An 18,638-nucleotide genomic window follows, 5' to 3' on the forward strand; every position below is an offset into this window, starting at 1 on the left:
GAACCGGAGGACCCTCTTCCGGTCGTGCCATCCCTCTCACAGGAGTGATCCCATGATCAGTGGCGTCAGTGGTTACTCGGGCTACAGCAGCTACGGCAGCTATGGCTCGACGCTCAGCGCGCGGAGCACCGCCAGCGGCAACGCCGGCAGTTGCGCCCCGAGCCAGGGCAACAAGGTGCAGGAAAAGCTCTTCAGCCTGCTGGACAGCAACGGCGACGGCAGCGTCGCCAAGGACGAGCTGAACACGGCGCTGGACAGCGCCAAGGAAAGCGACAGCAGCCTCACCATCGACATCGATGACCTGTTCAGCCAGCTGGATGCCAACGGCGACGGCTCCATCAGCCAGGACGAGACCGCCGCCCTCGCCCCGCCACCTCCCCCGCCGGGCGGTGGTGGAGGCCCGATGGGCACCGGTGGCGGCAAGCCGGAAGACCTGTTCGGCGAGCTGGATACCGACGGCAACGGCAGCATCAGCCAGGACGAGCTGACCAGCGCCCTGGGCGAGAACAGCGATGTGGACAGCAGCGAACTGTTCGCCGCCCTGGACAGCGACGACGACGGCAGCCTGAGCGTCGAGGAAAGCGCCGCCCTGGCGCCCCCACCGCCGCCCCCGCCAGGCGGCATGGGTGGCCCGCGCGGTGCGGGCGGCGACAGCGAGGAACTGTTCGGCCAACTGGATGCCGACGGCAATGGCAGCGTCAGCCAGGATGAGCTCAACGCGCTGTTCGGCCAGTCCGGCAGCCGTCCCAGCGACAGCAGCGCCACCAGCAGCAGCGACCAGGATGTCTACGCCAAGCTGGTGGCCTCCCTGCTCAAGCAGTACGAGAGCAGCACCACCGCCTACACCACCCGCGTGGGCAGCCAGCTGTCCACGGCGGCCTGAGCCGGCGACAAAAAAGGCCGGCCCCTTTCGGGAGCCGGCCTTCTGGCACTGCAGCGTGGGTTACTCCTGCGGAGCGGCCTCTTCGGCCTCGCCTTCGCCCATGCCTTCCATACCCTCCATACCTTCCATGCCCTCCATGCCGCCCATCTCGGGCTGGGCACCCAGGGCACCGCCCAGGCCGCCTGCCATGGCCATGGCCATGCCGGCGAACTCTTCCACGGTCATCTTCTTGCCGTTGAAGTCCACCTGGCCGTCGGCGTAGTGCAGGCGGGAGCGGATGGTCTCGCCTTCCAGCGCCACCAGGTTGGTGGACAGCAGCATGCCGCTGGCCATCTCGGTGGTCATGGAGGCCTGCTGGGCGATCAGCTCCTGGTCTTCCTCGCCATCCAGCGCGGCTTTCAGGCTGACGATGTCGCTGATCATCGGTTTGGACAGGCTCAGTTCCATGTCCAGGCCCGTGACGATCTCGCGGGCCACCTGGTCAGGCGCCTGCTCGAAGGAGCTGGGCTTGGCCAGTTGCACGCCCAGGCTCAGGCGGCTTTCGCCGTTGGCGGTCTTGAAGCTGAACTTGTCCAGGGCGATGGCCGGCTTGGCGTCGAGCATGCGCACCAGGTCGGCCTGGGCCTGCTTCTGCTGGGCTTCGTCGAGGGCATCCAGGTTGGGCTCGGCGCCGGCGCCGGCCTTTTCCACCACGCTGGCGTACAGCTCGGACAGGGACTTGAGCGCGGCAGCGTCGATGTTCTTCACGCTCCACACCATCTCGGTGTTGCCCACCGGCTTGTCCTTGTAGCGAACGCCGGCGGCGAAGGTCAGGCTGCCTTCGATGTTGCTGCCGTTGGCACGGGTGTCCTGGCGCTGGGACAGGTCATCCAGGGTCACCGTCGGCTCGCCGTCGATGAGGATGCGGGTGGTCTTCAACACCAGATCACCCTTGCCGACGTACAGGCCGGACTCGGTGCGGGACTGGTCGCTGTCCAGACTCAGGCCCTTCATTTCCACCTGTACCGGCTGGCCGGTTTCGGAGGTGGAGTCGAAGCGCAGGCTGTCCATGCTGCCCACGGCGGCCACACGCTCGCCACCGGCGCTGCTGCGCAGGTCCAGGCGCAGGCCGGAGAAGGCCAGGTGGGTCTTCTCGTCGAGCTGGGTATCCAGCGGCTTGAGTTCGAGGCTGCCGGAAACGGCACGGTCGTAGCCGATGGCGGCGCTGCCGACCAGCGGCGAGGCGCCCTTGGCGGCGTCGAACCAGCCCTGCACCAGCGGGCTCGGGGCCAGCTCATAGGTGCTGGCGGCCATCACCGGGGCCAGCTCGAAGCGCTTGAGGCGGTTCAGCGGGAAGGGACCGTGGTCGATGTGGTCGACAAACAGCAGCTCGGACTCGCCGATGACCAGGCGGTAACGGGCAGTGCTGCTGAACAGGCCCTGCTCCAGGGAGACCAGCTCGGCACGGGCGCTGACGCCCAGGGACGGTGCGGCCTGCTGCAGCTGCTCGTTGGCTTCCTTGATGGAGGTGTCCAGCACGCCGGGCAGTTGCTTGCCGGTGTACCAGGCGCCAGCGGTGCTGACGACGGCAACGGCAACGGCCGCGCCAATTACGATTCCTGCGGATTTCTTCATGGTCGACTCGCGGATGATCCTTGTAGTGGGGCTGCTTCCCTGCATCCGCAAGCGGTGCCATGGACCGGCGGGGCGGAAAAAAGCGGCACAAGGCTATCACCTCGCGCCGCTTTCCTGGCAGTTCCCCCGTGATTCTGTGAGGTGGTGCTCAGCTCTCGGGGTCTCGCTCCGTGTGGGTCTGAGGCGCGCCGATCCAGTCGGAGATGAGGCTGTAGGCCACGGCCAGCAGGGTCGGCCCGAGGAAAAGGCCCATGAAGCCGAAGGCCAGGATGCCGCCGAACACCCCCAGCAGCACCACCACCAGCGGCAGATTGCCGCCCCGGCTGATCAGGTAGGGCTTGAGCACGTTGTCCACGCCGCTGATGACGAAGAAGCCCCAGATCGCCAGGAACACGCCATAACCGTACTCGCCGTGCCAGAACAGCCAGGCGGCGGCCGGCACCCAGACCAGCGGCGGCCCCATGGGAATGAGGCTGAGGGCGAAGGTCACCAGGCCCAGCACGATGGCCCCGGGCACACCGGCGATCCAGAAGCCGATCAGCGCCAGCAGGCCCTGGGCGGCGGCGGTGCCGATCACGCCGTTGACCACCCGCTGTACCGTGCCCGCCACCAGCTCCAGGTAGTGCGGCGCGCGATCACCGATCAGGCGCCCCAGGGCCTGCTCGGCGAACAGCGCCATGCGCGGGCCGTCGCGGTAGAAGAAGAACACCAGCACCAGGCTCAGGGCCAGTTCCAGCATGCCGCGGCCGATCTGCGCGCTGCGCGCCAGCAGCCAGTTCCCGGCCTCTCCCATGTAGGGCTTGAGGCTGCTGAAGAAGGCCGCGCCCTGCTCGTCCACCCGCGCCCACAGGGCCACCAGGCGGTCACCCACCATGGGCAATTGCCCCAGCCACTCCGGCGGCTGGGGCAGGCCCTCGACCTGCACGTTCTTGACGAACTCGGTGGCGTCGCGCACGTGGTCCGCGAGGTTGAAGCCCAGCCACACCAGCGGCACCGCCACCAGCACCATCCAGCCGGCACTGAGGATGGCGGCGGCCGTGGCGGTGCGGCCGTTCAGCAGACGGGTCAGCAGGCGCATCAGCGGCCAGCTGGCGAAGGCCAGCACGGCGGCCCAGAACAGCGCCGACCAGAACGGCGCCAGCACCCAGATACACGCAGCCAGCAAGGTGAGCAGGAGGATCTGCACCAGCAGGCGGTCGTTGTTCAGCATGAAGTCACTCCGATTGACGCGCGCGTGGCGCCGAGCCGGCGCCATGAACGAAGAAAAGCATGGACGGTGAAGCTCAGCGCAGCCACTCCAGGTGCAGGCCGGCCTCGCGGGACGCCCCCAGCTCCAGGCGAGCCGCACGCACGCCCTGTCCCACCAGCGCCTCGCGCCAGGCTTCCGCACCGGCCCCGCCGAGACTGACCCGCAGGGTGCTGTCCAGGTTCAATCCGCGGGCCAGCAACGTGGCCCAGGCCTCGCTGGGCACGGCCGGAAGCGTCGGCAAGTGCAGCTCGCCGCTGCTCTTCAGCTCGCGCAGCAGGGTCGCCGGCGTGGGCAGCAGCTCGCCCAGGGGGGCGGCGGCATCCAGTTGCTCGGCATGCAGGTAGGCGCGGCGGTTGCCACGGGTGATGGCGTACACCGCCAGCAGGCTGTCCTGGCTGGGCTCGACAAGGCGCACCAGCAGGTAGGCCTGCTGGTCGTCCGGCCCGTAGAGCCGGGCGTTGCCGAACACGGTGTTGGCCCACAGGCTGCTGGAGCCGCAGTCGCGGCCCTGGCACCAGTAGAGCGGGATGGCGCCCTTCTCCATCAGGTCGACACGGGCGCGGTCGAAGGCCTCGGCCGAGCTGTGCCCGCTGGGCAGCTGATAGGTCACCGAGGTCTGCCGGCCCTGGGCATCCACCCGCTGTTCCATGCGCAGCTGGTTGCTGATGCGGCGGATCGGCCCCTGGGGGTAGAAGCGCTCCTGATCGGGCGCTTCCTTGAAGTCGACGATCTCGGCATGGGGGAAGCGCGGCAGCGCCGTGAGGTCATGGCTCTCGGGCAGGTCGGCGGCCTGCAGCGGGGCCGCCAGGGCCAGGCCCAGGCACAAGGGAAGAAAACGCATGGGCGACCTCAGCGCATCAGCATCGACTGGGCGGATTTCACCACGTTTTCAGCCGAGGCCTGACGCGGCGGCACCGCCAGGCCGCGCTGCACCGCCGGGCGCGCCTCGATGGCGGCCAGCCAGCGCTGCAGGTGCACGAGCCCCTCCACCGACACGCCGGCCCAGTCGTGCAGGCGCACCCAGGGGAAGGTGGCGATGTCGGCGATGCTGTAGTCGCCGGCCAGGTACTCCACCAGCGCCAGGCGCGAGTCGAGCACCTCGTAGAGGCGGCGGGTCTCGTGCTGGTAGCGGTCGATGGCCGGCTGGATGACTTCGGGGAAGTAGCGGAAGAAGGCATTGGCCTGTCCCTGCATGGGACCGACGCCGCCCATCTGGAACATCAGCCACTGCATCACCAGGGAACGGCCCTTGGGGTCGGCGGGCATCAGCTGGCCGGTCTTCTCCGCCAGGTAGACGAGGATGGCGCCGGACTCGAAGACCGGGAAATCACCGTTGTCGCGGTCGACGATGGCCGGGATGCGGCCGTTGGGGTTGATCGCCAGGAAGTCCGGCGCCTTCTGCTCCTTGCGCTCGAAGGACAGCGCAGTCACCCGGTACGGCAGCCCCAGTTCCTCCAGGGCGATGGAGACCTTGTGGCCGTTGGGGGTGGCAGCAGTGTAGAGGTCGATCATCCGGTCTCTCCTTGAAAATGGGGCCCAGCCTTCCCGCTTGCCCCATTCAAGTCAAGGCGCGGCGAAGAAGGGATTGAAACAGTCTGCTACGGCCTGGGCACCGGCCTCGTCGTTGAGGTGCAGGTGATGGCCGCCCGGCCGATGGTGCACCTCGAAGGGTAGCCCTTGCAGCAACTGCGCGATGCGCGGCTCGGCAGCCATCTGCCCGCCCTCGGCCAGCACCAGGCAGGTGGGGCACTGCACGGCGCGGAGGAACTGCTGGGCATGGGCGAAGGTCAGGCGCATCGGCGATGGCAGGGTCAGGCGCATGTCGGTGCGCCAGGTGTAGCCGCCCGGCACCGGCATCAGGCCGCGTTCGGCCAGCAGCTCGGCAGCCTCGCGGCTCACCGCCACCACGCCCTTCATGCGGGCCTGCACGGCACGGTCGATGTCGGCGTAGACCGGCTTGCGCTTGCCCTGCAGAGCCAGCCGTGCCCGCAGCGCCTCGCCCAGGCGGGCCGGCGCGCCATCGGCTTCGCCGGTGTAGGGGATCAGGCCATCGATCAGCGCCAGGCGCTCCACCCGCTCCGGCAGCGATGCCGCCACCAGCATGGACACGATGGCCCCGAGGGAGTGGCCCATCAGCGAGAAACGCGCCCAGCCCAGTTGCTCGGCCACGTGCAGCACGTCCTCGGCGTACTCCCACATCTGGTAGCTGGAGCCGGCCGAGTAATGCCCGGAATGCCCGTGCCCGGCCAGGTCCAGGGCGACGATGCGCAGGCCCTTGAGCTTCGGTGCCAGGCGCGCATAGGTCATGGCGTTGTCCAGCCAGCCGTGCAGGGCCAGCACCGGCTGGCCATCCTCGGGGCCGAACAGGTGCGCGGCCAGTTCCACATGGGGCAGGCTCAGGCGGATTTCTTCGACGTGCGCGCTCATGCGGACTCCTGGCGGGCGGCCTGGCCGTCCCAGCGCTTGAACAGGGTACGGAGCAGCGTCGCCGTGTCGTGCGGGCGCTCCAGCGGGAACATGTGGCCGCCCGGCAGCGACAGGTACTCGCCCTTCGGCACCCGGCGCACCAGGCGCGCGTGGTGCGGCATCACCACCCGGCTGTGGCGCCCGCGCACCACCGCCAGCGGCACCTGCAGCTGCTGCGGCCGGCCGGGGCTGCTGTGGGGCACGCTGCGGTAGATGCGGATCTCGGTCTCCGGGTCGAACTTCAGCCGCAGCCCGCCGGCGGTCTCGGTGAAGCCGTGGCGCACGTAGGCGTCCAGGCAGTCCGGGTCGAAGTGGCGGAACAGCGTCTTGCCGGCGAAGTAGCGGCGCGCCTCCTCCGGGTCGGCGAATTCCTCGCGACGCCCGAGGGTGCGCCCGGCCGGGGTGATGCGGTCGATGAAGCCGAAGCGCTTGGCGGCGCGGATGACCATCCTGTCGGCCAGGGTCAGCACCGGCGAATCGAGCATCGCCACCCCGCGGTACAGCTCCGGCCGGCGCAGCGCCGCGTGGTAGTGCAGCACCCCGCCGAGGGAATGGCCGACGCCCCAGACCGGCTCGGCCTGGGCCTCCAGGTGGTGGATGAGTTCGTCCACCAGGTTTTCCCAGTTGTCGTTCACCGGGAAGCGCGGATCGTGCCCGTGCTGCTCCAGGTGCAGCACGCGGTAGTCCGGTGCCAGCGCGTCGAACAGCTTGGCGTAGGTGGCGGACGGAAAGCCGTTGGCATGGGCGAAGAAAAGGGTCTGGGTCATGGCGGCGGCTCGTGGCGGAACTGTCGGGGATTTTCCGGCAGGCCACCCCACCCGGCAATGACTCTCACGCACGGTGATGACGGCGCTATGGCCAGGGGCAAGGTGGTTTCAGCCACGCCCGCGCAGGCGGGCCGGCGGTGCGCCGTAGGTGCGGCGGAACAGGCGGGAGAAATGCGCCTGGTCATAGAAGCCCAGGCGCAGCGCCACGTCCGACAGCGGCTCCCCCGCCAGCACCAGCGGCAGGGCGCGGGCCAGACGCAACTGGGTCAGCCACTGCAGCGGCGGCAACCCGCAATGACGCTGGAAGCGCCGCAGCACCTGCCAGGGGCTCAGCCCGCAGAAGGCCGCCAATTCCTCCAGGGAGGGCGGCGCATCCAGCCGGGACTCCAGCCACTCCCGCAGGCGCCGCCAGGTATCCCCATCGAAGCCACCGGCCGGGTCCTCCACGCGCAGGCTCGAGCCCAGTTGCAGCAGGCAGGCCATGGCCTGCCACAGGGCTTGCTCCTGGGCCAGCCGCGAATCCCCGAGCAGGCTGTCATGGGCGGCCAGCAGGTGCGCCTGCAACGCCGGGTGGCGCAGGGTCGCGCCGAGCAGCCGGGGCGTGCCACGGCGGTCGTCGCTCAAGGCGCGGCTGGCCTGCTCCAGCCAATGCGGCTCGAAGGCCAGCACGCGAATGCGGTAGCCCTCCGCGTCCAGGCTGGCGCCGTCGTGGATCTGCTCCGGCGCCATCAGCAGCACATCGCCCTGCCCCGCCAGCTGGCGCTCGCCCTGGTAAACGAAGCGCTGCCGCCCCTCCAGCAGCAGGCCCACGTGGTACTCCAGGTGGAAATGCCGGGGGAAGGCGAAGCGGTGGTATTCGGCGTCGATCAGGCGGATGCCGGGCAGGCCGCCGACGATATGGCTGGTGCGTTCCATGCGCGCCACTCTAGCGCGCCGCCCCCTGTCCTGGCTTGGACGAAATTGCAGCCGCGCTCAATGCGCCGACGAGCCAGCCAGGCGCACACCGAAGGCGATCAGCACGCCCCCGGTGAGCCGGTCCAGCGCGCGGATCACCGCCGCCCGGCGCAGGAACCGCCCCAGCGGCACCGTGGCGGCGATGAGCACGGCGAACCAGATCAGCGTCAGCACCACGTGCAGCCCGGCGAGGAAGAAGGAATAGCCCGCCACGCTGGCGCCGGCGGGCACGAACTGCGGCAGGAAGGTGACGTAGAACACCCCGACCTTGGGGTTGAGCAGGTTGGTCAGGAAGCCCCGCCAGAACGCCGCCCCTTGGCCACCCGAGCCTGCATCCGTGTCCTCGTCCAGGGCCTGGCGCGGGCGCAGCAGCAGCCCGGCTCCCAGCCACAGCAGGTAGGCCGCCCCGGCCAGCTTGACCGCTGTGTAGGCCAGCTCCGAGGCCTGCAGCAGCGCCCCCAGCCCCAGGGACACCGCCGCGCCCCAGAGCAGGCAACCCAGGCCGATTCCCAGGGACGCCATCACCGCCGGGCGCCGGCCCTGGGCAGTGGCGGCACGCAACACGATGGCGGTGTCCACGCCGGGGGTGAGGGTCAGCAGGGTGGCGGCCGCGACGAAGGCGAGCAGCAGGGGCAGGTCGATCATGGTTCCGTGGCCTGGGCGGGAGTCGGAGGGCGGCTCGCCACTCTATGCCGGGCGACGAGACGCGGTCAAAACGGCCCGCCCGATACGACAACGCCGGCACCAGGCAGGGCCTGGCACCGGCGTGTCGGGGTTCGCCGGGCTCAGTCGGCCAGCGCGGCGCCGGCCAGGTTCGAGGCCGCACTGCGGCTGCGGGTGGCCAGGCAGTAGTACAGCGGGCAGGTCACCACCAGGCCCACCAGCCAGGAGAGGTCGGCGCCCTCCACCAGGTTGGCGTAGGGGCCGGCGTAGAGCGAGGTGTTGGCGAAGGGCAGCTGCACGATGATGCCGATGAAGTAGGCAATGATCGCGTGCGGGTTGAAGCGCCCGTAGATGCCACCGTCCGGGCTGAAGATCGAAGCGATGTCGTAGCGGCCGCGCTTGATCAGGTAGAAGTCGATCAGGTTGATCGACGCCCAGGGCACCAGCACCAGCAGCAGCGCCAGCACCAGGCCGATGAAGCGCGAGATGAAGTCGGCCGAGGCCCCCAGCGCCACCACGCAGCAGCCGGCGAGTATCACCGCCGACAGCGCCACACGCACCGGGATGCTCGGCGTCCAGCGGCCGGCGAAGGTCTGGATCGAGGTGACGATGGACAGCACCGCGCCATAAAGATTGAGGGCGTTGTGGCTGATGATGTTGAGCAGGAACAGCACCATCAGGATCGGCCCCAGCCAGCCGGTGGCCTGCTTCACCGCCGCCATCGCCTCGGTACCCTCGGGAGTGGCCAGTGCCGCCACCAGGCCGAAGGCGAACGACAGGATGGTGCCCAGGGTCGCCCCCAGGTAGGTGGCCATGAACGGCCGGGCGATGCCCACCTCCACCGGCAGGTAGCGGGAATAGTCCGAGGTGTAGGGCGAGAAGCTGATCTGCCAGATGATCCCCAGCGACAGGGTCGCGATCCAGCCGGCAAGGTTGAAGCCGCCACGGGTGAAGAAATCCGCCGGCAGGTCATGGGCAAAGATGTAGGCGAAGCCGGCCAGCAACGCCGAGCCCATCACCCAGGTACCGATGCGGTTGAGGGTGTGGATGAAGCGGTAGCCGATCACCCCGATGGCGGTGGCGCTCAGCGCACCGATCAGGATGCTGGCCGGCACCGGGACCGACGGGGCGATACCGACGATGGACTTGCCCGCCAGGACGATGTTGGAAATGAAGAAGCCGACGTAGATCAGCGCGGCGAAGAACACGATCAGCAGGGCCCCGTAGCGCCCGAACTGGCCGCGGCTCTGCACCATCTGCGGAATCCCCAGCTGCGGCCCCTGGGCCGAGGCCAGGGCGATCACCACGCCACCGATCAGGTGCCCGAGGACGACCGCGAGCATCCCCCAGAACAGGTTGAGGTGGAACACCTGGACCACCATGGCGCCGGTAACGATGGGCAACGGCGCGATGTTGGTGCTGAACCACAGGGTGAACAGATCGCGCGCCTTCCCGTGGCGCTCCGCAAGGGGGACGTAGTCCACCGTGTGGTTTTCGATCAGGGGGTCTTGCCGGGACATCTGGGACATGGAAATGAACTCGAGTTTGTCTGTTCTTATCGTTGTTTGAAGCCAAACCGGAGGCGCTCTGCGTCGCCCCTCAGATGAACACCATATTATGGTATTCCAAACTTTTGACAAGCCTGAGCCGCTTTTCTACGACGCATCTGATCCGCCATCCTGACGCAACGCCAGGTCCCGCCGCCAGAGCCAAAGCCCCGTTATTCGAGGCTTTCCGACGAAAGTAGAAAGCCGGCGGGGCGCCCATGAAAGCGCTTGCAAATTGCGTATTACGGTATACCATCAGACCTAATTGATTCAGCCTGCCGTACACCACCGAGGTTCCACCGATGATCGATGCCGCCCTCTACAAGAAAGCCATGGCCTCCTTCCCGTCCGGGGTCACCGTGATCACCACCCTGGATGACGACGGACAGGTGGTCGGCCTCACCGCCAGCGCCTTCAGCTCGCTGTCCATGGACCCGGCCCTGGTGCTGTTCTGCCCCAACTACAGCTCCGACTCCTACCCGGTGCTGATCCGCAACAAGCGCTTCGCCATCCACGTCCTGTCCGACGCCCAGCAGAAGGAAGCCTATGCCTTCGCCCGCAAAGGCAAGGACAAGGCGCAAGGCATCGAATGGACCCTGAGCGAACGGGGCAACCCGCTGCTGGCCGGCGCCAGCGCGATCATCGAGTGCGAACTGTGGCGGGAGTACGAAGGCGGCGACCACGCCATCATGGTGGGCGCCGTGAAGAACCTGGTCCTGCCCCAGGAAGAGGCCGCCCCCCTGCTCTATTGCCACGGCAAGATGGGTGCCCTCCCCGCCCTGGCCTGACACCTGACTACCGTGCGTTCTTCAGCCCCCGCCATGGGGGCTTTTTTTCGGCTATGCCCGACTCTTCCACTGCCACGCTCGAGCACCTGCCACCACCTGGCGCTCTCTATAAGAGCGCACGACGAAATCGGCCCTGGCTCAGAGGGTGAGGCGGGGAATATGCCCCTTCAGGAGGCCGAGCGCAGTCGTTGTGCAGGGGAGCGAGCGGCATGGATGCCGCGAGAGGCGCGCCAGGCCATGGATGGCCCATCGCGCCGGCCCCTGGAGCAACGATGGAGCGAGGGAAGTCCCGCGCAGCGGGACCCGGATGTAGGGGCGAGCCTTTTTGGTTTCTTTTTTGTGGGCGGCATTCCGACGATTGAAAAAAGAAACTTGTAAGTTGTTCCACACCTGCTTCAGACCGCCAGAAACTAGATCTCCAGATCGTGGGCGAGCGAGGGTCGGAGCAGGTTCTTCTTGATTAACCCGAACGGTTGCCTGAGCTCAAAGCTCGTTTCTGCAAGTCAGGGTGAGAGAGGAATGCCATGAACCAAGAACTCCTCGTTGTCGGAATCGATATCTCGAAGAACTTTCTCGATGTCTTCGTCAGTGGCAGCGCCACGCTCCAGCGCTATGCCAACGACGCTTCAGGTAGGGCCCAACTGGCCACCGATATGCTGGCCTTGGCACCCAACCTCATCGTGGCTGAGGCAACGGGTGGCCTGGAGCGTCTCCTGATTGCGGAGCTGGCTGCACAGCAATTGCCGTTGGTACTGGCCAATCCAAGGCAGGTCCGTGACTTTGCCAAGGCATCGGGCCAACTGGCCAAGACTGACGCGTTGGATGCTCGGGTTCTCGCCACATTCGGGATTGCCATTCGTCCCACCGTACGGCCGCTACCCGAGGAGCAAGCGCTCGAACTGGCGGATCTAGTTGGGCGTCGGCGTCAATTGGTCGACATGATGGTCGCCGAGAAGCTGCGCTTGCAGCAGGCAGCAGGCAAGGCCTTGCGGCGTGACATCAAGCTGCATATCCAGTGGCTGGAAAAGCGCCTCAGAGCCAGCGATGCAGGGTTGAATGATGCCATTCAAAAATCAGAGATCTGGCGGGCCAAGGATGACTTGCTGGCTGAAGTGAAAGGTATTGGGCCCGTATGTCGAATCACGTTGCTGGCTCTACTACCAGAGCTGGGCCACCTGAACCGCAAGCAGATTGCGGCATTGGTGGGTGTCGCGCCCTTCAACCGGGACAGCGGCTACTACCGGGGTACCCGGCGAGTTTGGGGTGGGCGATCCGAAGTCAGGAAGGTGCTCTACATGGCCACGCTGTCGGCCATTCGCAGCCGCAACGAGGTCGTGCACAGCTTCTATCGGAGACTAAAAGAACAGGGGAAACCCGGCAAAGTAGCGGTCGTCGCCTGCATGCGGAAACTGCTCACCATCCTCAATGCGATGCTCCGTGATCAGGCACATTTCAGGCCTCAAGTGGCTTGACGCTGAACACGGTTGCTCGCCCGGCAAGGCGAAACAGGTGACATCAATAGAACTCGATAATCAGCAACACGCTTTTGGGCATAGCTTTTCAGACGGTGCCCTGCCCAGGCATCTCTCGACAGCCCCCCGGCAATGGCCGTTGCTCAGGCCGGCTTCCGCCACACGCTCGCCAGCCAGGGCTGCTGCTCGCGGGGCAGCCCCGCCGGCCGGTAATAGTGCTCCAGCGCCTGGAAGCCCGCCGCCTCCAGCAACTCACGCCAGCGCGCGTAGTCGTGCCAGGCGCCGTAGCGCTGGCCGTTCCAGCCCTCCTCGTTCTGCCCCCGTGGATTGGAGCTGAACAACACGCCACCCGGCCGCAGGGTGGCGTGCAACTGGCCGAGTACACGCGGCAACTCCTGCAGCGGCACGTGGAACAGGCTGGCATTGGCGAACACCCCATCGAAGCGCTCGGCGGGCAGCTCCAGCGCCAGGAAGTTCTGCTGCCAAACCTCGCAACCGGCATCGGTGCGGGCCATTTCGACGAAGCGCGCCGTACCGTCCAGCCCCACCGGGCGATGGCCGAGGCGGCGGAAGGTCTGCAGGTCGCGCCCCGGGCCGCAGCCGAAGTCGAGGATGTCGAACGGCCCGCCCGGCCCCAGATGGCGCAGCAGCGCCTCGATGTTCTGGCTCACGTCGTGGTCGCGGGTGCCCTCGCGGAAGCCCTCGGCATTGCGCTGGTAGTCATCCAGGGTGATGGCGCTGATGGCATCGAGATCGTGGGGTTCCAGGCTCATGGGGCCTCCGGGCAGTGAACGGCGGCGGGCATTCTACCGGCTGCGATGGGAACGGCCATGGCCGGCCGACAGGGCGAATGATTCCCGACAACGGTTGACGCCACCCCGTGCCAGTGGTCAGATGCGCGCCGTTCCAGGTGCCTCACGCCGCCGCGCGTGAGGTGAAACGGGAAGCCGGTGCGTCCATCAGGACCAGTCCGGCGCTGCCCCCGCAACGGTAAGCGAGCGCTGCATTCGGTACGCCACTGTGCCCACGGCATGGGAAGGCGAATGCGGCGTGATCCTCGCAAGCCCGGAGACCGGCCTGGAGCATCGATAGGCAAACCCGCGGTGGGCGGGCACGGGCCGGTTTCTCGCACGGGTGCACGCGCCCGCGCGCGCCTTTGCATTCCCTCCGGGCTCCATTCATTCCTGACGTGATAGGAACGACATGTCCCGTACCTTCAGCTCCAACGCTCCGGCGAGCGCCGCCTTCGGCCTGCTCGCGCTATCCATTTCCTTCTCCCTGCACGCCGAAGACGGCACCCTGGCGCTACCGGCCACCGCCGTCACCGACCAGGCGGACGACACCGCCATCCGCCTCGACACGCCCGTGCCCGCCGGCTCGCGCCTGGGCCTGTCCGCCCTGGAAACCCCGGCCAGCACCAGCGCCATCAGCGGTGACGAGGTGCGCGCACGCAACAACGCCACCGTGCAGGACGCCGTGACCCGCAGCCCCGGCATCACCCACATCGGCACCCCCGGCAACGGCGGCACCGCCCTCTCGGCCCGGGGCTTCACCGGCCACGCCTCGGTGATGCAGCTGTACGACGGCACGCGCTTCTACACCGGCATGGGCACCACCACCTTCCCCACCGACCCGTGGATGGTCGAGCGCATCGACGTGATCCGTGGCCCGGCCTCGGTGCTCTACGGCGAAGGCGCCACCGGCGCGGTGATCAACGTGGTGCCGAAGAAGCCTTTCGACGGCGAGATCCGCAACCGCCTGCGCCTGGGCTACGGCTCCGACGACCGCCAGCAGATGGCCCTGGACAGCGGCGGCTCGCTCACCGACACCCTCAGCTACCGCCTCAACCTCAACCGCGAGGCCAGCCACGGCTGGATCGACCGGGGCGACTCGAAGAACCTCGGCCTCAGCGCCGCCCTGCGCTGGCAGGCCAGCGACGCCCTGGCCTTCACCCTCGCCCACGACCAGGGCGACCTGCAGCCGATGAACTATTTCGGCACGCCGCTGATCGACGGCCACCTGCGGGACAGCCTGAAAGACAAGAACTACAACCTGCACAACGCCGAGCTGCACTACAACGACCAGTGGACCCGGCTCGTCACCGACTGGACGCCCAGCGAAGGCTTCAGCGCCAGCAACCAGCTCTACCACATCAAGAGCCGCCGCTACTGGCGCAACGCCGAGGCCTACACCTGGGACGCCGGCCGGGGCCAGCTGAAGCGCGCCGAGCAGCTGCGCATCAAGCACGAGCAGGAGCAGATCGGCGACCGCCAGACCTTCACCTTCGACCACTCACTGTTCGGCCTCGACAGCCGCACGCTGGTCGGCGGCGAGTTCAACCGCATCCGCTTCGACCTGCTGAACAACGCGCCCTACACCGACATCGACGGCGACTACGTCGACCCGTGGAACCCCGCCCCCGGCTACTTCCAGAGCGCCTCGGCCTACCGCCCGCACTCGCGCAGCGAAACCCACACCGCCGCCCTGTTCGCCGAGAACCGCACCCAACTGAGCGAGCGCTGGTCCGTGGTCACCGGCCTGCGTCGCGACCAGAACCACATCGACCGCACCGATCTTCCCAACGAGAACCGCGCACAACCATTGCGCAGCGACCGCAGCATCCAGGGCGGCAACTGGCGCGCCGGCCTGGTGTTCGCCGCCACCCCGCAGCTGTCCTTCTACGGCCAGTACTCCACCAGCGAGGACGGCGTCAGCAACCTCATCACCCTCAATTCTGGCCAGCAGAATATGGACCTGACCGAGTCGAAGCAGACCGAGTTCGGCCTCAAGCAGCAGTTCTGGGACGGGCGCGGCGAGTGGACCCTGGCCGCCTACCACATCGTCAAGAAGAAGTTGCTCTCCCGCGAATCAGCAAAAGGTCAGGCCCAGCAGATCGGCCAGCAGTCCTCCGACGGCCTGGAGGCGACCCTGGAACTGGCTCTGGAGCAGGGCTGGCACGTCTCGGCCAACGCCTCGCTGCTGCGCGCCGAGTACGACGAATTCAATGAGGCCAAGGACGATCTTCTCGTCTCCCGGTCCGGCAACCGCCCCACCGACGTGCCACGGCGCACCGCCAACCTCTGGGTCAGCAAGGCGCTCGGCCATGACCTGGACGCTGGCCTCGGCGCGCGCTACGTCGACGCCCGTTACGCCGACGCCGCCAACACCGTCAAAGTACCCGGCTACACCGTGCTCGACGCCAACCTCGGCTGGCAGGTGCTGCCCGACACGCGCCTGGGGCTGGAGCTGAACAACCTGCTGGACCGCCGCTACGCCGTCACCCAGCAGAACGGCGGCCAGCAGTGGCTGCTGGGCCAGCCGCGCTCGTTCTTCGTCACCGCCGACTACAGCTTCTGAGGGTTACGCCATGTCCCGCCTGAACCTCCATGACCTGCGCTGGGCCCCTGACGGCGCCCTCGCCGGCTGGTCCCTGGACGGCATCGGGCTGGACGTGGCGGAAGGCGAGTTCGTCGGCCTCATCGGCCCCAACGGCAGCGGCAAGAGCAGCCTGCTGCGCTGCATCTACCGCGCCGCCCGCCCCCACGGCGGCACGGTGCGGGTGGACGACGAGGACATCTGGCGCCAGCCGCCGCGCTGGTGCGCACAGCGGGTCGCCGTGGTGCTGCAGGAGTTCCCCAGCGACTTCGGCCTCAGCGTCGCCGAGGTCGCCGCCATGGGCCGCTCGCCCCACCAGGGGCCGTTCGACGGCGACACCGCCGCCGACCGCGCCCGGGTCGGCGAAGCGCTGCGCCAGGTGGCCCTGGAGGCCCACCGCGACACCCCGTTCGCCCGGCTCTCCGGCGGCGAAAAACAACGCGCCCTGCTGGCCCGCGCCCTGGTGCAAGCCCCCGGCCTGCTGCTGCTCGACGAACCCACCAACCACCTCGACCCGCGCTACCAGCTGGAGCTGCTGGCCCTGCTGCGCCGCCTGCGGCTGAGCACCCTGGCCAGCTTCCACGACCTCAACCTCGCCGCCGCCTTCTGCGACCGCCTGCTGGTGCTCGATGGCGGCCGCCTGGTAGCCAGCGGCACCCCCGAAGCCGTGCTCACGCCGCAACGCCTGCTGGAGGTGTTCGGCACCCCAGCGCTGGTGGACCGCCACCCCATCGGCGGCCACCCACGCATCACCTGGATCACTCCCCCATGAAAAGCCGCTCCCTCGCCCTCGCCGCCCTGCTGCTCGCCGGCAGCGCCCAGGCCACCCAGTACCCGGTGACCATCACCAGCTGCAACCGCCAGGTGGTGTTCGAGCACGCCCCCACCCACGCCGTCAGCCAGGACGTGAACCTCACCGGCATGCTGATCGCCCTCGGCCTGCGCGAGCGCATGGCCGGCTACAGCGGCGTCAGCGGCTGGAAGACCCTCGACCCGAGCCTGCGCGAGGCCCTCGCCGGCCTGCCGGAACTGGCCCGCAAGTACCCCTCGGTGGAAACCCTGCTGGCCGCCGACACCGACTTCTTCTTCGCCGGCTGGAACTACGGCATGCACGTGGGTGGCGACGTCACCCCCGCCACCCTCGCGCCGCTGGGCATCCCGGTGTACGAACTGAGCGAGTCCTGCGCCCACGTCATGCCCCGCGAGGCGGCCAGCCTCGATGACCTCTACCGCGACCTGGAGAACCTCGGCCGCATCTTCGACGTCGAGCCCCGCGCCCAGGCCCTGGTGACCGGCCTCAAGGCCCGCGTGGCGGCCGTGGGCGAACGCCTGGCCGGCGTCGCCGAGCGGCCCCGGGTGTTCCTCTACGACAGCGGCGAAGACCGCCCCTTCAGCAGCGGCCGCCTCGGCATGCCCCAGGCCCTGATCGAAGCCGCCGGCGGGCATAACCTGCTCAGCGACCTGGCCGCCAGCTGGACCCAGGTCAACTGGGAAACCGTGGTGGAGCGCGACCCGCAGGTGATCGTCATCGTCGACTACGGCGAGCGCAGCTGGCAGCAGAAGCGCGACTTCCTGCTGGCCCAGCCGGCCCTGGCCGGGGTCACCGCCATCCGCGAGCGGCGCTTTCTGGTGCTGCCCTACCTGGACGCCACGCCCTCGGTGGAGAACGCCGCCGCCATCGAAGCCCTCGCCGCCGGGCTGCACCCGCAGGTGTTCGCCGGGGTCGCCCGGTGAGGCCGTTGCGTTCGGCCGGTGCCTTCCGCCTGCTGCTGGTGGGGCTGGCCGCGCTGCTGGCGCTGTCGCTGGTGGCCGCCCTCGGCTTCGGCCCGGCGCGGCTGCCCCAGGAGCAGGTCTGGGCCATCGTCGGCGAACGCCTGGGGCTGCTGCAGCGGGGCGACTGGAGCGACGGCCAGGCCAGCATCGTCTGGCTGATCCGCGCCCCACGGGTGTTGCTCGGCGCCTTGGTGGGCGCCGGCCTCGCCCTGGTGGGCAGCGCCCTGCAGGCCACCACCCGCAACCCCCTGGCCGACCCGCACCTGCTGGGCGTCAGTTCCGGCGCCGCCCTCGGCGCGGTGCTGGTGGTGCTCTACCTGGGCGAGTTCGCCGGCCACCTGAGCCTGCCCCTGGCAGCCTTCGTCGGCGCCCTGGCGAGCACCGCCCTGGTGCTCGCTATCGCCAGCCGCCACGGCCGCCTGGAGAGCGACCGCCTGTTGCTGGCGGGCGTGGCGGTGTCCTTCCTGTGCATGGCGCTGGTCAACCTGCTGCTGTTCCTCGGTGACCCGCATGCCGCCAGCTCGGTGCTGTTCTGGATGCTCGGCGGGCTCGGCCTCGCCCGCTGGGAGCTGCTGGCCCTGCCAGCCGTCAGCCTGGCCCTCGGCCTGGCGCTGCTGATGGCCCAGGCCCGCGGCCTGAACGCACTGATGAGCGGCGAAGACACCGCCGCCAGCCTCGGCTTCGAACCCCGCCGGGTGCGCCTCTGGGTGTTCCTCTGCGCCTCGCTGCTGACCGGCGTGCTGGTGGCCCTGAGCGGTGCTATCGGCTTCGTCGGGCTGATGCTGCCGCACCTGGCGCGCCGTCTGGTGGGCGCCGAGCACCGCCGCCTGCTGCCCACCAGCGCACTGCTCGGCGCGCTGTTTCTGATCTGGGTGGACGTCGGCGCCCGCACCCTCGCCGCCCCCCAGGACCTGCCCATCGGCATCGCCACCGCCGCCATCGGCGGGCTGTTCTTCGTCGGCCTGCTGCGCCGCCGCTGACGCACCCTCCCCGTAGCCCGGACTTCAGTCCGGGAGCAGGCAGCACACAATCCCGGGCTGAAGCACGGGCTGCGGACGGCACCCATATACCCGGAAACGACAACGCC

17 protein-coding genes and 1 riboswitch are annotated in these 18,638 nt (G+C 68.5%); of the genes, 7 read left to right on the top strand and 10 right to left on the bottom strand.

From position 1 onward, the window contains the following. Positions 1–52 precede the first annotated feature (52 nt). Complete coding sequence (xopAW, locus tag PotMrB4_RS17415; RefSeq protein WP_232060731.1) at positions 53–883, top strand: XopAW family type III secretion system calcium-binding effector; 831 nt, start codon at positions 53–55, stop codon at positions 881–883. Between the two features lie 60 nt (positions 884–943). On the opposite strand, the gene PotMrB4_RS17420 is transcribed toward xopAW, so the two are convergent. The 9 genes from PotMrB4_RS17420 to PotMrB4_RS17460 all read right to left on the bottom strand — a co-directional run bounded on the left by PotMrB4_RS17420 (position 944) and on the right by PotMrB4_RS17460 (position 10,125). After that, the gene (locus PotMrB4_RS17420) at positions 944–2,497 is read right to left on the bottom strand and encodes a YdgA family protein (RefSeq protein ID WP_172434059.1); all 1,554 of its coding nucleotides are present in this window, start codon (positions 2,495–2,497) and stop codon (positions 944–946) included. A 148-nt stretch (positions 2,498–2,645) separates the two neighbouring features. Next, on the bottom strand, positions 2,646–3,707 hold the full coding sequence (locus PotMrB4_RS17425; protein ID WP_172434060.1) for an AI-2E family transporter: 1,062 nt from the start codon (positions 3,705–3,707) through the stop codon (positions 2,646–2,648). A 73-nt stretch (positions 3,708–3,780) separates the two neighbouring features. Next, complete coding sequence (locus tag PotMrB4_RS17430) at positions 3,781–4,587, bottom strand: DUF4892 domain-containing protein (protein WP_172434061.1); 807 nt, start codon at positions 4,585–4,587, stop codon at positions 3,781–3,783. An 8-nt stretch (positions 4,588–4,595) separates the two neighbouring features. Then, positions 4,596–5,258 (bottom strand): glutathione S-transferase family protein, encoded by a 663-nt coding sequence (locus tag PotMrB4_RS17435; protein ID WP_172434062.1) that lies wholly within the window; start codon positions 5,256–5,258, stop codon positions 4,596–4,598. Positions 5,259–5,309: 51 nt separating this feature from the next. Next, on the bottom strand, positions 5,310–6,173 hold the full coding sequence (locus tag PotMrB4_RS17440) for an alpha/beta fold hydrolase (protein WP_172434063.1): 864 nt from the start codon (positions 6,171–6,173) through the stop codon (positions 5,310–5,312). Continuing rightward, entirely contained in the window at positions 6,170–6,979 is an 810-nt protein-coding gene (locus PotMrB4_RS17445) for an alpha/beta fold hydrolase (protein ID WP_107331463.1), read from the bottom strand. Before PotMrB4_RS17445 ends, PotMrB4_RS17440 begins: the two co-directional genes overlap by 4 nt. A gap of 108 nt (positions 6,980–7,087) precedes the next feature. After that, complete coding sequence (locus PotMrB4_RS17450; RefSeq protein WP_172434064.1) at positions 7,088–7,894, bottom strand: AraC family transcriptional regulator; 807 nt, start codon at positions 7,892–7,894, stop codon at positions 7,088–7,090. 57 nt (positions 7,895–7,951) lie between these two features. Beyond that, entirely contained in the window at positions 7,952–8,578 is a 627-nt protein-coding gene (locus PotMrB4_RS17455) for a LysE family translocator (protein ID WP_142008168.1), read from the bottom strand. Positions 8,579–8,718: 140 nt separating this feature from the next. Next, positions 8,719–10,125: a purine-cytosine permease family protein gene (locus PotMrB4_RS17460; RefSeq protein WP_172434065.1), complete on the bottom strand. Its 1,407-nt coding sequence runs from the start codon at positions 10,123–10,125 to the stop codon at positions 8,719–8,721. A gap of 320 nt (positions 10,126–10,445) precedes the next feature. On the opposite strand from PotMrB4_RS17460, the gene PotMrB4_RS17465 reads away from it, so the two are divergent. Continuing rightward, positions 10,446–10,931, top strand: coding sequence for a flavin reductase family protein (locus PotMrB4_RS17465; RefSeq protein WP_142008163.1), 486 nt, complete (start codon positions 10,446–10,448; stop codon positions 10,929–10,931). Between the two features lie 524 nt (positions 10,932–11,455). Continuing rightward, a complete protein-coding gene (locus PotMrB4_RS17470) occupies positions 11,456–12,403 on the top strand; it encodes an IS110 family RNA-guided transposase (RefSeq protein WP_172432356.1) in 948 nt (315 codons plus the stop codon). A gap of 143 nt (positions 12,404–12,546) precedes the next feature. Here PotMrB4_RS17470 and PotMrB4_RS17475 read toward each other — a convergent pair whose 3' ends face one another. Beyond that, the gene (locus PotMrB4_RS17475) at positions 12,547–13,176 is read right to left on the bottom strand and encodes a class I SAM-dependent methyltransferase (protein WP_044400347.1); all 630 of its coding nucleotides are present in this window, start codon (positions 13,174–13,176) and stop codon (positions 12,547–12,549) included. 118 nt (positions 13,177–13,294) lie between these two features. Further along, positions 13,295–13,498, top strand: a riboswitch (cobalamin riboswitch). Between the two features lie 108 nt (positions 13,499–13,606). Between PotMrB4_RS17475 and PotMrB4_RS17480 the strand changes: the two genes are divergently transcribed. The 4 genes from PotMrB4_RS17480 to PotMrB4_RS17495 are packed head-to-tail and all read left to right on the top strand — an operon-like array spanning position 13,607 to position 18,531. Further along, positions 13,607–15,760, top strand: coding sequence for a TonB-dependent receptor (locus PotMrB4_RS17480; RefSeq protein ID WP_172434066.1), 2,154 nt, complete (start codon positions 13,607–13,609; stop codon positions 15,758–15,760). A 10-nt stretch (positions 15,761–15,770) separates the two neighbouring features. Beyond that, positions 15,771–16,550 carry an ABC transporter ATP-binding protein gene (locus PotMrB4_RS17485; RefSeq protein WP_172434067.1) on the top strand — a complete coding sequence of 260 codons (780 nt, stop codon included), beginning with the start codon at positions 15,771–15,773 and terminating at the stop codon, positions 16,548–16,550. Further along, a complete protein-coding gene (locus PotMrB4_RS17490; RefSeq protein WP_044400338.1) occupies positions 16,547–17,512 on the top strand; it encodes an ABC transporter substrate-binding protein in 966 nt (321 codons plus the stop codon). Before PotMrB4_RS17485 ends, PotMrB4_RS17490 begins: the two co-directional genes overlap by 4 nt. Next, complete coding sequence (locus tag PotMrB4_RS17495; RefSeq protein ID WP_172434068.1) at positions 17,509–18,531, top strand: FecCD family ABC transporter permease; 1,023 nt, start codon at positions 17,509–17,511, stop codon at positions 18,529–18,531. The genes PotMrB4_RS17490 and PotMrB4_RS17495 overlap by 4 nt, the downstream gene beginning before the upstream one ends. The last annotated feature ends 107 nt before the right edge of the window (positions 18,532–18,638 follow it).

The organism is Metapseudomonas otitidis (genome assembly GCF_011397855.1).
In the GTDB taxonomy this organism is placed as follows: domain Bacteria; phylum Pseudomonadota; class Gammaproteobacteria; order Pseudomonadales; family Pseudomonadaceae; genus Metapseudomonas; species Metapseudomonas otitidis.

What these genes read in the sequence shown, in the direction of transcription:
- xopAW (WP_232060731.1), top strand. Translation starts at nt 53, where the DNA reads ATGATCAGTGGCGTCAGTGGTTACTCGGGCTACAGCAGCTACGGCAGC.
- PotMrB4_RS17420 (WP_172434059.1), bottom strand. Translation starts at nt 2,497, where the DNA reads ATGAAGAAATCCGCAGGAATCGTAATTGGCGCGGCCGTTGCCGTTGCC.
- PotMrB4_RS17425 (WP_172434060.1), bottom strand. Translation starts at nt 3,707, where the DNA reads ATGCTGAACAACGACCGCCTGCTGGTGCAGATCCTCCTGCTCACCTTG.
- PotMrB4_RS17430 (WP_172434061.1), bottom strand. Translation starts at nt 4,587, where the DNA reads ATGCGTTTTCTTCCCTTGTGCCTGGGCCTGGCCCTGGCGGCCCCGCTG.
- PotMrB4_RS17435 (WP_172434062.1), bottom strand. Translation starts at nt 5,258, where the DNA reads ATGATCGACCTCTACACTGCTGCCACCCCCAACGGCCACAAGGTCTCC.
- PotMrB4_RS17440 (WP_172434063.1), bottom strand. Translation starts at nt 6,173, where the DNA reads ATGAGCGCGCACGTCGAAGAAATCCGCCTGAGCCTGCCCCATGTGGAA.
- PotMrB4_RS17445 (WP_107331463.1), bottom strand. Translation starts at nt 6,979, where the DNA reads ATGACCCAGACCCTTTTCTTCGCCCATGCCAACGGCTTTCCGTCCGCC.
- PotMrB4_RS17450 (WP_172434064.1), bottom strand. Translation starts at nt 7,894, where the DNA reads ATGGAACGCACCAGCCATATCGTCGGCGGCCTGCCCGGCATCCGCCTG.
- PotMrB4_RS17455 (WP_142008168.1), bottom strand. Translation starts at nt 8,578, where the DNA reads ATGATCGACCTGCCCCTGCTGCTCGCCTTCGTCGCGGCCGCCACCCTG.
- PotMrB4_RS17460 (WP_172434065.1), bottom strand. Translation starts at nt 10,125, where the DNA reads ATGTCCCAGATGTCCCGGCAAGACCCCCTGATCGAAAACCACACGGTG.
- PotMrB4_RS17465 (WP_142008163.1), top strand. Translation starts at nt 10,446, where the DNA reads ATGATCGATGCCGCCCTCTACAAGAAAGCCATGGCCTCCTTCCCGTCC.
- PotMrB4_RS17470 (WP_172432356.1), top strand. Translation starts at nt 11,456, where the DNA reads ATGAACCAAGAACTCCTCGTTGTCGGAATCGATATCTCGAAGAACTTT.
- PotMrB4_RS17475 (WP_044400347.1), bottom strand. Translation starts at nt 13,176, where the DNA reads ATGAGCCTGGAACCCCACGATCTCGATGCCATCAGCGCCATCACCCTG.
- PotMrB4_RS17480 (WP_172434066.1), top strand. Translation starts at nt 13,607, where the DNA reads ATGTCCCGTACCTTCAGCTCCAACGCTCCGGCGAGCGCCGCCTTCGGC.
- PotMrB4_RS17485 (WP_172434067.1), top strand. Translation starts at nt 15,771, where the DNA reads ATGTCCCGCCTGAACCTCCATGACCTGCGCTGGGCCCCTGACGGCGCC.
- PotMrB4_RS17490 (WP_044400338.1), top strand. Translation starts at nt 16,547, where the DNA reads ATGAAAAGCCGCTCCCTCGCCCTCGCCGCCCTGCTGCTCGCCGGCAGC.